Origin of the sequence: Cronobacter sakazakii (genome assembly GCF_000982825.1) — a bacterium.
Taxonomy (GTDB): domain Bacteria; phylum Pseudomonadota; class Gammaproteobacteria; order Enterobacterales; family Enterobacteriaceae; genus Cronobacter; species Cronobacter sakazakii.
Window position 1 is genome coordinate 3,037,314 of the sequence record NZ_CP011047.1, and the last position, 11,577, is coordinate 3,048,890.

An 11,577-nucleotide genomic window follows, 5' to 3' on the forward strand; every position below is an offset into this window, starting at 1 on the left:
ACCCGCGCCGCGCTTTTCCCTTCTGTGACGCATCTTCTACGCTTAGGGTATCTGCCACATAAAGAGGAAGCGACATGCAACATCTCTATCAGACCCGCATGAGCGATCCGGTGCCCATCGATCCCGTACCGGTGCCGGACCCGATCCCAACGCCGCAGCCCGTGCCCGATCCGCCATCACCCGACCCGCGCCCTATCGACGACCCACCGCCGCATATGCGTTAAGCGCGCAAAAAAAAGCCCTCCGCGGGGAGGGCTTCATGCTTATTTGATTTCCAGCACGTCGAGGCGCTGCATCGGTGGCGCCGCGTCATCTTCCGGTGCCCAGCCCACAGGCATCATCGGGATCTCTTCGCGGTCAAACGCCAGATCGCCGCCGTTCACCACTTCAGAGCCGAGATGAATACCTTTGAAATCGAACAGTTCGGTGTCGCAGAGGTGCGACGGCACCACGTTCTGCATCGCGCTGAACATGGTTTCGATACGGCCCGGATAGCGTTTATCCCAGTCGCGCAGCATATCGGCGATCACCTGGCGCTGCAGGTTGGGCTGTGAGCCGCACAGGTTGCACGGGATAATCGGGAAGCCTTTCGCCTGCGAGAAACGCTCAATATCTTTTTCACGGCAGTAAGCGAGCGGGCGAATCACAATGTGCTTACCGTCATCGCTCATCAGCTTCGGCGGCATGCCTTTCATTTTGCCGCCGTAGAACATGTTCAGGAACAGCGTTTGCAGAATGTCGTCACGGTGATGGCCGAGCGCGATTTTCGTCGCGCCAAGCTCGGTCGCGGTGCGGTAAAGAATGCCGCGGCGCAGGCGTGAGCAGAGCGAGCAGGTGGTTTTCCCCTCCGGGATCTTCTCTTTGACGATCCCGTAGGTGTTTTCCTCAACGATTTTATATTCCACGCCAAGCGATGACAGATACTCCGGCAGGATATGCTCCGGAAAACCCGGCTGTTTCTGGTCCAGATTCACCGCCACCAGCGAAAAGTTAACCGGCGCGCTCTGCTGCAAATTGCGCAGAATTTCCAGCATTGTGTAGCTGTCTTTACCGCCGGAGAGGCAGACCATAATGCGATCGCCTTCTTCAATCATATTGTAATCGGCGATCGCCTCCCCGACATTGCGGCGCAGGCGCTTCTGCAATTTGTTGAGGTTGTACTGCTCTTTTTTGCTAATTTCTTGAATTTCAGACATTTAAAAGTGGCTCAGTTCTGCGTTGCGGCGCGCCCTGGCGGATTGCCCGGCGCGCGAATTCACCGTTGGCTTGCCCGCGCCCGGCGGATATCGCCGCTTGCGCCAGCAGGCCCGAATATTGTTCCTGTGCGTGGCGTGTATGGTACGGATTACCGCGACGAATACCAGCGCGTTTTGCATCGCACACCCCTGTTTTGAAGCCGTAACATTTTGCTGCCACACTGAGAAAGACCGGATGCCGGGCTGTGGAGCCAGCGGCAGGGGAAAACCAACACGGGAGGGGCTATGCGTCTGGCGTCTTATAACGTAGAAAACCTGTTCGATCGCGCGCGCGTCATGTCGCAGAGTAGCTGGTCGCAGGGGCGGCCGGTGCTGGAAAAGTTCGCACGGCTGAATGAACTGCTCGGCGAAATCACCTACAGCGAGGCCAGTAAAAAAGAGATGGTGAAGCTGATGGTGGCGCTCGGGCTTGAGAAATCAGACACCGGGCCGTTTGTCATTTTGCGTCGCAACCGTGGCAACCTGCTGAAACGCCCGCGCGACGGCGGTATCGAGATTATCGCCAGCGGCCGCGCCGACTGGGTCGGCTCGCTTGAGCTTATCGAATCGCCGGTGGATGAAGTCGCCATGCGCATCACCGCGAAAGTGATGAGCGATCTTAACGCCGATGTCCTGGCGGTGGTAGAGGCGGAGAGCCGTCCGGCGCTGGCGGCGTTTAACCAGGAAATTATCGCGGCGCTCGGCGGCGAGCCGTTTCGTCACGTCATGGTCATCGATGGCAACGACACCCGCGGTATTGACGTTGGCCTGCTTACTGGCGCGAACTATCCCATCGGCCTGATGCGCAGCCACGTGGACGATCGCGACGCGCGCAGCCAGCTGATTTTTTCGCGCGACTGCCCGGAATATTCGGTGCCGCTGAAAAGCGGCGACACGCTGTGGGTGATGGTGAACCACCTGAAAAGTAAAGGCTACGGCGGCAAAGCGGAGTCCGACGCCAGGCGTAAAGCGCAGGCGCAGCGGGTGGCGGAAATCTACAAGGCGCGCCGTGATGCCGGCGAGCAGTTTATTGCGATTGCGGGCGATTTCAACGACACGCCGGAGAGCGACACCCTGGCACCGCTGCTCAAAGAAACCGATTTGCGCGACGCTTTTACGCACCCGGCGTTCGATAACGGCGGATACCCTGGCACTTGGGGCAACAGCGCCAAAAACAACAAGCTCGATTACATTTTGCTGTCGCCCGCACTGTGGGAGCGCGTTACCGCAGGCGGCGTTATCCGCAAAGGCATGTGGCCCGGCGAGCGGCCGGTAAAATGGGAGGTTTACCCGGAGCTGAAAAAGCCGCAGCAGGCTGGCTCCGATCACGCAGCACTGTGGGTGGATCTTAATATTTAAATCAGCGGCGACAAAAAACGGGCTACGCGACCTCGGCGCTGGCCCGGATTTATCCGCGTTTTCTCATCGGGTGAAAGAATAATAAAAGCCAGCACGCCGCGCGTTATATTTTTCTCTTTTTATAGTCGAATTATTTACCAATAAGATACTGTTATATAAAACGTTATTGGTGTGCCTCTCCGCCTCGTTAATAACGCGCCTGGCGTGCTTTCAATCCATAAAAATAACCCCCCGCAGCGGATAAAAATTACCCGTCTGGTTTCCCGCTTCGCTTGCATAAATATCTCGTCAACTATACTGAAACCTGATTTCATCGTTGGCGCTGATAAGCGTCAGGTTCCTGAAACCCGGATGTCTTTCGCGTTTTAAAGGCGCGAAATGAAAAGAAACAGGAGAACAAACCATGACGACACGTCCACAACCGCCATTCCCGGAACAGCAGCAGAATGTCCCTGGCAGCACCACCAAAATGCAGCCGCAGCCCGATCACGGCGAAACCAGCTACAAGGGCTCAGGCCGTCTCACCGGTAAAGCCGCCATCATCACCGGCGGTGATTCCGGCATTGGCCGCGCGGTCGCCATCGCGTATGCCCGCGAAGGGGCCGATGTGCTTATTTCGTATCTCGATGAGCATGACGATGCTAAAGACACCGCGCGTCTCGTGGAAGAGGCGGGCCGCAAAGCGGTGCTGGTGCCTGGCGATATCACCGATGCCGCCCACTGCCGCGCGCTGGTGCAGAAAGCAGCCGATGCGTTCGGCAAAATCGACATCGTGGTCAATAACGCGGCGTTCCAGATGACCCGCGATTCGCTGGATGAAATCAGCGATGAAGAGTTCGACCGCACCATGAAAACTAACCTGTACGGCATGTTCTGGATCTGCAAAGCCGCCGTGCCGCATATGCCCGCGGGCGGCTCAATCATCAATACCGCCTCGGTCAACGCCGACCAGCCGAAGCCGAAGCTCATCGCGTATTCCGCCACCAAAGCGGCTATCGTGAACTTCTCCGGCAGCCTGGCCGCGTTGCTTGCCGAAAAAGGCATTCGCGCGAACGCCGTCGCACCCGGCCCCATCTGGACGCCGCTGATTCCGTCCACCATGCCGCCGGAACAGGTCAAAGATTTCGGCAGCCAAGTGCCGCTGGCGCGTGCCGGTCAGCCTGCAGAACTGGCACCGATCTATGTGATGCTGGCAAGTGACGAGGCAAGCTACGTCTCGGGCGCGACCGTCGCCGTCACGGGCGGCCAGGCGGTTATCTGATAAAAAGGAGAGAGGGATGCTCAACTATCCGCTTACGCTGACGACGCCGCTCGCGACCCACATTTTTGGCGGCACGCGCATCAAAACGCAGCTCGGTAAGGCGGAACTGCCGGAATCGCGCATCGCGGAAACCTGGGAAGTGAGCGACGTTGACGGCATGATAGCGACCGTCACCAATGGCGAATACGCTGGCATGTCGTTGCGTGAGTTGACGACGCGCTATCCCGATGAACTGGTCGCGCCAGGCTGGCGCGGCCCGTACTTTCCGCTACTCAGCAAATTTATCGACGGCAGCGGCATGCTGCCGGTGCATCTGCACGCCAACGACGACATCGCGCAGCGCCTGGAAAACCAGCCGAATGGCAAAACCGAGGCCTGGCATATTCTCTGGGCCGCACCCGGCGCGACCTGCCTTGTTGGTATCAAAACCGGCGTCAAAAAAGAGGCGATCCGCGAGGCGTTACTGGCGGGCGATTATGACCGCGTCATGTACCGCCTGCCGCTCAAAACCGGCGATACGATCTATGTGCCGGGCGGGCAGTTGCACTCCTTCGGGCCGGATACGCTGATCTATGAGATCGAACAGACGTCTGATATTCAGCAGCATGCGATGCCGTGGAATATGGAAGATGGCTCGCCAGTGCCGCCTGACGAGCAGGCGCGTAACATCGATAAACTGCTGGAAGAATTGCGCCCTGAACTGCTGACCCAGCCGCAGCGCGGGCTGGTGCTGGAGGAGTGCGAGGCCGTCCAGCGTCTGCTGTGCTGCGCAGGTCCTTATTTCGCGCTGGAGCGCTGGCGCTTCGATACCTGCTACGACTACCACTTCTCCTCGGTGCGCATTGTCACCAATATCGGCGCGCCGGTCACTATCCACACGCCCGGTAACGCGGTGATGACGCTTGAGCGCGCGCAGAGCGTGATTCTGCCCGCCGCGCTCGGCGAGGCGGAGTTTTGCGGCAAAGGGGAGTTGCTGGTGAGTTACGTGCCGGATCTGACGCAGGAGATTGTCGCGCCGCTGCGCGCGGCAGGCTACCCGCAGACGGCCATCGACGCGCTCGGGGATATCAGCGGACGCCTGCGCTAGCGCGCTGTTTCTCAAGCCGCCGGTAGAGTGTACTGCGCGAGACGCCAAGCTTACGCGCCGCAAGGCTCATGTTACCGTTCACGCTCTGCAAGATGGCGTCCACATCCGGCGCAGCGTTCTCTGAAGGCTGCGCCGGTTCTTTATGTCCGGCCACAGAACAATAGGGGGGCGGCAGGTCGTTTAACGTGACAACGTCACCATCGTCCGCCAGCGCCAGCAATACTTTCAGCAGGCTCGCAAGCTGGCGCACGTTTCCCGGCCACGGCAGACGCGCGATATGCTCAACCAGATCGGCAGACAGCGTGACGCCGCGGCGCGCCCCGCCCAGCTCCTGCCACAGCCGCTGGACAAAACGCGGCAGCGCGGGCCACTCGCGCAGCGGCGGAATGCGCAGCCGGTACTCTTCAATCCGGTAAAAGAGATCTTCGCGAAACGCCCCGCGCGCCACCATCTCGTCCAGCGGACGGTGAGTGGCGCAGATAAGCGTAAAGGTCACCGGTACGGCGCGGGTGCCGCCGAGCGGCACCACTTTTTTCTCCTGCAACACCCGCAACAGGCGGGTCTGCATGGCAAGCGGCATATCGCCAATTTCATCCAGAAACAGCACGCCGCCGTCGGCTTCGCGGATTTTACCGATATAGCCGCGGCTGCTGGCACCGGTAAACGCGCCGGGCTGGTAGCCAAAAAGTTCCGACTCAATCAGTTGCTCGGGCAGCGCAGCACAGTTAATGGCGACGAACGGGCCGTCGCGCCACTGGCTTTGTTGATGCAGGCGGCGGCTCAGGTGTTCTTTGCCGCAGCCGGTTTCGCCGGTAATGCACAGCGCGATGCCCGCGTTCAGCAGGCGCAGCGCTTTGGCGGTTTCAACGCCGCTCTCTTCTTCCTGCGAAATCGCGGGATACGCGGCCCAGACGCGCCGCGCCGGAAGCTGACGGCGGGTGTGGTAGCGGCGCTGGTTAATGGCGGTAAGGGCGGTGTCATCACTTGCAGGCAACGCCTGCGGGAACAGCGCGTCAAGCGAGAGCGTGCCGATATGCGCGGTGGAAAGCTTGAATTCGTCCATCGCCAGTTTATTGGCGGCCACCAGCCGGTTATCGCGGAACGCCAGCAGCAGCTCCTGTGCCGAGCCGAGCGCGGTTGGGTCGGTGTGCAGGCGCAGCAGCCACTGCTGGGCGTCGAGCTGCGCGATAACCCAGTCGTGCTCCAGCTGGCGCACGGCCTGACGCATCAGGCGGCCTGCCTCGGCCACGGGCTGCCGTGCAGGCGTGGAGAGATCCAGCACGCCCGCGATTTGCCCGTCCGGACGGAACACCGGCACGCCGTAGCAGTAAAGCCCGGCGTTCTGATTGAGGAAATGCTGGCTGCCGTGGACCTCGCACGGCGCGTGCAGCGCCAGCGCGGTGCCGATGGCGTTCGTGCCGCGCGCGTGTTCGCCCCACAGATTACCGGGCGCGAGCGCCACGCGCTGCGCCTTATGCAGAAACTGATTATTGCCGAAGGTATCCAGCACGAGACCGGTATCGTCCGTGGCGACCACAACCGACGGTGCGCGGCTCAGGCTCTCACCGAGCCGCTGCATCAGCGGGCGGGCGAGCGTTTTCAGCCAGCCGTGTTGCGATCGCGCCTCTTCAAGCAGGGCGCGGCTGACAAACGAGGTGGCGTCATCGTTGCGGGTCAGCCCGTAGCGCTGGCTGCGCTGCCAGGAGTCATTCAGCAGACACGGAAAAGACAGGTCGTCGCAGTACGGCGTTACGCCTGCGGAGGTCAACGAGGCGCTGTGCGGCATGGCATTCTCCGGGTGGGTATATATGTTTCAAATATGTAGCATTTTGGTGTTGCATGTGTTGCGACACATGACACAGTTCCGCGACATTTTCCGTGTCCCGTGTCTGCTCTGCGCGCCAGCGATTCAAAAACCTCATTCTTAACCGATTGTTTATGAAGGTTTAATAGGGAGTTTTTACCATGCCCGTCACTCTGGCATAAGACCTGCTTATATCTGTGCGCCGCACAGATAACTGTGCTTAACCGATTGTCGCTACACTGAGGAATCTGCCATGAAATATGCTCACCCCGGTCAGCCTGGTGCACTCGTTAGCTTTAAACAGCGTTATGGAAACTTTATTGGCGGTCAGTTTGTCGAGCCTGTCGAAGGTCAATATTTCACTAACACCACGCCGGTGACGGGCGCGGTGGTGGCGGAGTTCCCGCGTTCTGGCGCAGCCGATATTGAGCGCGCGCTGGACGCGGCCCATGCCGCAGCGCCCGCGTGGGGCAAAACCAGCGTACAGGAGCGCTCGAACCTGCTGCTGGCCATCGCCGATCGCATGGCGGGCCATATCGAACAATTAGCGCTCACCGAGAGCTGGGATAACGGTAAACCGATTCGCGAAACGCTGAACGCCGATATTCCGCTGGCGGTCGACCACTTCCGCTACTTCGCCGGTTGTCTGCGCGCCCAGGAGGGCAGCGTCGCGGAAATCGATCAGTACACCGTCGCGTATCACATTTATGAACCGCTCGGCGTGGTCGGGCAGATAATCCCGTGGAACTTCCCGATCCTGATGGCGGCGTGGAAACTCGCGCCCGCGCTGGCGGCGGGCAACTGCGTGGTGCTCAAACCTGCGGAACAGACGCCGCTTGGCATTTCCGTGCTGATGGAGCTGATTGGCGATCTGCTGCCACCGGGCGTGGTGAACGTGGTGCACGGCTTCGGGCAGGAGGCGGGCGAGGCGCTCGCGCGCAGTAAACGCATCGAGAAAATCGCGTTTACCGGCTCCACGCCGGTCGGGCGGCATATTCTGGCCTGCGCGGCGGAAAATATTATCCCCAGCACCGTCGAGCTTGGCGGAAAGTCGCCTAATATTTACTTTGCCGACATTATGCAGGCAGAGCCTGAATTTATCGAAAAAGCGGCCGAAGGGCTGATTCTGGGCTTCTTTAACCAGGGGGAAGTGTGCACCTGTCCGTCCCGCGCCCTGATTCAGGAATCGATTTACGAACCCTTTATGGAACGTGTGCTGGCGCGTATGGCCAACATTCGTAAAGGCGACCCCTATGACACTGACACCATGATTGGCGCGCAGGCCTCTCAGGAGCAGTTCGACAAAATTCTCTCTTACATCGATATCGCGCGCGGCGAGGGCGGCCAGATCCTCGCGGGCGGCTCGCGTGTGAACCACGGCGCGGCGCTCGAGAAGGGCTTCTATATTGAGCCAACGCTGATTAAAGGCGAAAACGAGATGCGCTTCTTCCAGGAAGAGATCTTCGGGCCGGTTATCGGCATCACCACCTTTAAAGACGCTGACGAGGCGCTGAAACTGGCCAACGCCACGGAATTTGGTCTTGGCGCGGGCGTCTGGACGCGTGATACCAATCTCGCGTGGCGCATGGGTCGCGAAATCAAAGCGGGCCGCGTCTGGACCAACTGCTACCACCTCTATCCGGCGCATGCCGCGTTCGGCGGCTACAAGAATTCCGGCATTGGCCGCGAAACCCATAAAAAAGCGCTGGAGCATTACCAGCAGGTGAAAAATGTGCTGGTCAGCTATGACATTCAGCCTCTGAACCTTTTCTGATCCATCCGAACGACCCGTTAACGAGGTAACTGATGAAAGCGATGAAAATGAAAGCGGCCGTGGTCAAGGCCTTCGGGCAGCCGCTGGAGATCCAGGAAGTGCTGGTGCCGGAAGTCACACCAGGTAAAGTGCTGGTGAAAATCGCGGCGACCGGCGTGTGTCATACCGATCTCCACGCGGCGGAAGGTGACTGGCCGGTGAAACCGAATCCGCCATTTATTCCGGGCCATGAAGGCGTGGGGCATGTCGTGGCGGTCGGCCAGGGCGTGACGCACATTAAAGAGGGGGATCGCGTGGGCGTGCCGTGGCTCTATTCCGCCTGCGGGCACTGCGAACACTGTCTCGGGGGCTGGGAAACGCTTTGTCACAGCCAGCAAAACTCAGGCTATTCGGTTAACGGCAGCTTTGCCGAGTATTGTCTGGCAGACGCCAATTATGTGGGCATCCTGCCGGATAACGTCGAGTTTACCCATATCGCGCCGATCCTTTGTGCGGGGGTGACGGTTTATAAAGGGCTGAAAATGACCGACACCAAACCGGGTGACTGGGTGGTGGTTTCCGGCATCGGCGGGTTAGGGCATCTGGCGATTCAGTACGCCAACGCGATGGGGCTGAACGTGGCGGCGGTGGATATTGATAACGATAAGCTGGAGTTTGCGAAACGCCTCGGCGCGCAGGTGACGGCCAACGCGCTGGAGGTCGATCCGGGCAGCTATTTCCATGACACTTTCGGCGGCGCGCACGGCGTGCTGGTAACGGCGGTGTCGCCAAAAGCGTTCGCCCAGGCGACCACCATGATGCGCCGCGGCGGTACGATGGTGCTGAACGGCCTGCCGCCGGGTAAATTCGATCTCTCTATCTTTGATATGGTGCTGGACGGCACCACGGTGCGTGGCTCGATTGTCGGTACGCGTAAAGATCTCCAGGAGGCGCTTGATTTCGCGGGCCATAATAAAGTGGCGGCAGAAATTGCGGTCGAGCCGCTGGAGAATATCAACGATATTTTCGACCGTATGCGTAACGGGAAAATCACCGGTCGCATCGTGGTGGATATGTCGCTGTAAAAATAAGCGCCGCAGGGAGGCGGCGCTTATTACATCTCATTCTGATGAGAATCTTCTGTCAGGTAATGACTCCAACTTATTGATAGTGTTTTATGTTCAGATAATGCCCGATGACTTTGTCATGCAGCTCCACCGATTTTGAGAACGACAGCGACTTCCGTCCCAGCCGTGCCAGGTGCTGCCTCAGATTCAGGTTATGCCGCTCAATTCGCTGCGTATATCGCTTGCTGATTACGTGCAGCTTTCCCTTCAGGCGGGATTCATACAGCGGCCAGCCATCCGTCATCCATATCACCACGTCAAAGGGTGACAGCAGGCTCATAAGACGCCCCAGCGTCGCCATAGTGCGTTCACCGAATACGTGCGCAACAACCGTCTTCCGGAGCCTGTCATACGCGTAAAACAGCCAGCGCTGGCGCGATTTAGCCCCGACGTATCCCCACTGTTCGTCCATTTCCGCGCAGACGATGACGTCACTGCCCGGCTGTATGCGCGAGGTTACCGACTGCGGCCTGAGTTTTTTAAATGGCGGAAAATCGTGTTGAGGCCAACGCCCATAATGCGGGCGGTTGCCCGGCATCCAACGCCATTCATGGCCATATCAATGATTTTCTGGTGCGTACCGGGTTGAGAAGCGGTGTAAGTGAACTGCAGTTGCCATGTTTTACGGCAGTGAGAGCAGAGATAGCGCTGATGTCCGGCGGTGCTTTTGCCGTTACGCACCACCCCGTCAGTAGCTGAACAGGAGGGACAGCTGATAGAAACAGAAGCCACTGGAGCACCTCAAAAACACCATCATACACTAAATCAGTAAGTTGGCAGCATCACCCTTCTGTCATTGTACTTTCATAAATAATCACGTTGCGTCATTGCATCCATATGGTCAGGTTGCAGGTATAAATATTTCTCATTAAGGTGTGGGTTTTTCTGACTCAAGGAAAGGTCATGTTCGGCTTATTACATAAACTACCGTGGCAGATGCCTGCGCTTATTCTTTTCTGGTGTATTAACTGGTTTATTACCCTTTTTATTCTGGCCGTCGCGAATAAAACCCATGACCCGTCGCTGGTCGGTGCGGCCATCTGGTTTAATATGCTGTGGGTGTGTGCGTATATTATCGATTATTACGGACGCGCGGCGTTTCATACTCAGGAGCGCAAACGTCTGAAGGGGTTCCTGCCGCGCAAGCAGTACAGCAAAGTGAAAGCCTCGGTGTCGTTGTCTCGTACCGCCATGCTTACTATCTCCCTGAGCTTTTTACTGGCGGTCGCGCATGCGCCTGGCATTATTGTCTGGTCTCTGGTGGCTGCCTCTTGCTTTTTTGGCGCGATTAGCCTGACTCTGTCTTATCTGTTTTGCCTTTCGGTCCTCTCCCCGCGCGCCGCGTCGTTACTGAGCAAAGTACTGACCCTGCTGCTGGCGCTGGTGCTGTTTTTTGCCCGAATGATCGCCAGCGGCATGTTGCTTGAATCCTGGGATATTTCAGCAGCGCAGCTCCCGTATACCACCTGGTCAATGACGTTATTTTTTGCGGCATTCATTGTGGTGAATATTGCCTATGTCGTTGTGATTATGATTGCAGGCGTGATAGAGGCGAACCTTAAAAGGCGCAAGAAACGGGCCAAACTCTCTCTGGACAGTCAGTATATATTTGTCGTGGTATTTACCTGCATTCTGTCGGGATTAATGATAGCGAATGTCCGCACGCTGGGCGGCGCGTTATTAAATTCCTTTTATCAGTTTGATACCCGCACGACGTTTCGCTGCGGCGATCGCTATCAGACGATTTATGAACTTGGCGAAAAGGCGCGTTATTTAACGGTGGGGGACAATCAGTACCGTGGGTTTTTCCTGAAAGACGGGGATTTACACGGCGTGGCGGTGAAATGCACGACCGGCGATAAATTTACGTGGTATCAGGTATTAAGCCGCGAGGCGCTGGGCGAAAACGCCCCTGCCAAAAACAGGGGCGATGATAAAGATAAGCGCTAAA

At 58.1% G+C, this 11,577-nt stretch carries 11 protein-coding genes; 7 read left to right on the plus strand and 4 right to left on the minus strand.

Features of this window, described 5'->3' with window-relative positions; genetic code table 11:
• Positions 1 to 74 precede the first annotated feature (74 nt).
• A complete protein-coding gene (gene ynaL, locus CSK29544_RS24320; RefSeq protein ID WP_004387322.1) occupies positions 75 to 224 on the plus strand; it encodes a proline-rich small protein YnaL in 150 nt (49 codons plus the stop codon).
• A 39-nt stretch (positions 225 to 263) separates the two neighbouring features.
• Here ynaL and ttcA read toward each other — a convergent pair whose 3' ends face one another.
• Both ttcA and CSK29544_RS24325 read right to left on the minus strand, forming a co-directional pair.
• Positions 264 to 1,196 carry a tRNA 2-thiocytidine(32) synthetase TtcA gene (gene ttcA / locus CSK29544_RS14445; protein WP_007901496.1) on the minus strand — a complete coding sequence of 311 codons (933 nt, stop codon included), beginning with the start codon at positions 1,194 to 1,196 and terminating at the stop codon, positions 264 to 266.
• Positions 1,197 to 1,376 carry a hypothetical protein gene (locus CSK29544_RS24325; RefSeq protein WP_029039381.1) on the minus strand — a complete coding sequence of 60 codons (180 nt, stop codon included), beginning with the start codon at positions 1,374 to 1,376 and terminating at the stop codon, positions 1,197 to 1,199. It abuts the gene before it with no gap.
• A 105-nt stretch (positions 1,377 to 1,481) separates the two neighbouring features.
• Between CSK29544_RS24325 and CSK29544_RS14455 the strand changes: the two genes are divergently transcribed.
• The 3 genes from CSK29544_RS14455 to CSK29544_RS14465 all read left to right on the plus strand — a co-directional run bounded on the left by CSK29544_RS14455 (position 1,482) and on the right by CSK29544_RS14465 (position 4,942).
• Positions 1,482 to 2,594, plus strand: a complete 1,113-nt coding sequence (locus tag CSK29544_RS14455) for an endonuclease/exonuclease/phosphatase family protein (RefSeq protein WP_007901494.1) — start codon at positions 1,482 to 1,484, stop codon at positions 2,592 to 2,594.
• A 403-nt stretch (positions 2,595 to 2,997) separates the two neighbouring features.
• Positions 2,998 to 3,855 carry an SDR family oxidoreductase gene (locus CSK29544_RS14460; protein WP_007901493.1) on the plus strand — a complete coding sequence of 286 codons (858 nt, stop codon included), beginning with the start codon at positions 2,998 to 3,000 and terminating at the stop codon, positions 3,853 to 3,855.
• A gap of 16 nt (positions 3,856 to 3,871) precedes the next feature.
• Positions 3,872 to 4,942 carry a class I mannose-6-phosphate isomerase gene (locus CSK29544_RS14465; RefSeq protein WP_007901492.1) on the plus strand — a complete coding sequence of 357 codons (1,071 nt, stop codon included), beginning with the start codon at positions 3,872 to 3,874 and terminating at the stop codon, positions 4,940 to 4,942.
• Here the strand turns inward: CSK29544_RS14465 and CSK29544_RS14470 are convergent.
• Positions 4,923 to 6,728, minus strand: coding sequence for a sigma-54-dependent Fis family transcriptional regulator (locus CSK29544_RS14470; RefSeq protein ID WP_007901491.1), 1,806 nt, complete (start codon positions 6,726 to 6,728; stop codon positions 4,923 to 4,925). The two genes, CSK29544_RS14465 and CSK29544_RS14470, sit on opposite strands and share 20 nt — an antisense overlap.
• A gap of 271 nt (positions 6,729 to 6,999) precedes the next feature.
• Here CSK29544_RS14470 and exaC point away from each other — a divergent pair, with 271 nt between their 5' ends.
• Both exaC and adhP read left to right on the plus strand, forming a co-directional pair.
• Entirely contained in the window at positions 7,000 to 8,520 is a 1,521-nt protein-coding gene (gene exaC, locus CSK29544_RS14475; RefSeq protein ID WP_007850080.1) for an acetaldehyde dehydrogenase ExaC, read from the plus strand.
• A 32-nt stretch (positions 8,521 to 8,552) separates the two neighbouring features.
• The gene (adhP, locus tag CSK29544_RS14480; protein WP_007901488.1) at positions 8,553 to 9,584 is read left to right on the plus strand and encodes an alcohol dehydrogenase AdhP; all 1,032 of its coding nucleotides are present in this window, start codon (positions 8,553 to 8,555) and stop codon (positions 9,582 to 9,584) included.
• A gap of 76 nt (positions 9,585 to 9,660) precedes the next feature.
• Here adhP and CSK29544_RS14485 read toward each other — a convergent pair.
• A protein-coding gene (locus tag CSK29544_RS14485) for an IS1-like element IS1B family transposase (protein WP_095033700.1) occupies positions 9,661 to 10,358 on the minus strand; the annotation gives its coding sequence in 2 pieces (ribosomal slippage) (positions 9,661 to 10,109 and positions 10,109 to 10,358; 699 coding nt in all).
• Positions 10,359 to 10,529: 171 nt separating this feature from the next.
• Between CSK29544_RS14485 and CSK29544_RS14490 the strand changes: the two genes are divergently transcribed.
• The gene (locus tag CSK29544_RS14490; protein WP_007896941.1) at positions 10,530 to 11,576 is read left to right on the plus strand and encodes a hypothetical protein; all 1,047 of its coding nucleotides are present in this window, start codon (positions 10,530 to 10,532) and stop codon (positions 11,574 to 11,576) included.
• Position 11,577 lies beyond the last annotated feature (1 nt).

Coding starts and splice junctions, on each gene's coding strand:
- ynaL (WP_004387322.1), top strand. CDS start 75: ATGCAACATCTCTATCAGACCCGCATGAGCGATCCGGTGCCCATCGAT.
- CSK29544_RS14455 (WP_007901494.1), top strand. CDS start 1,482: ATGCGTCTGGCGTCTTATAACGTAGAAAACCTGTTCGATCGCGCGCGC.
- ttcA (WP_007901496.1), bottom strand. CDS start 1,196: ATGTCTGAAATTCAAGAAATTAGCAAAAAAGAGCAGTACAACCTCAAC.
- CSK29544_RS14460 (WP_007901493.1), top strand. CDS start 2,998: ATGACGACACGTCCACAACCGCCATTCCCGGAACAGCAGCAGAATGTC.
- CSK29544_RS14465 (WP_007901492.1), top strand. CDS start 3,872: ATGCTCAACTATCCGCTTACGCTGACGACGCCGCTCGCGACCCACATT.
- CSK29544_RS24325 (WP_029039381.1), bottom strand. CDS start 1,376: ATGCAAAACGCGCTGGTATTCGTCGCGGTAATCCGTACCATACACGCC.
- exaC (WP_007850080.1), top strand. CDS start 7,000: ATGAAATATGCTCACCCCGGTCAGCCTGGTGCACTCGTTAGCTTTAAA.
- adhP (WP_007901488.1), top strand. CDS start 8,553: ATGAAAGCGATGAAAATGAAAGCGGCCGTGGTCAAGGCCTTCGGGCAG.
- CSK29544_RS14490 (WP_007896941.1), top strand. CDS start 10,530: ATGTTCGGCTTATTACATAAACTACCGTGGCAGATGCCTGCGCTTATT.
- CSK29544_RS14470 (WP_007901491.1), bottom strand. CDS start 6,728: ATGCCGCACAGCGCCTCGTTGACCTCCGCAGGCGTAACGCCGTACTGC.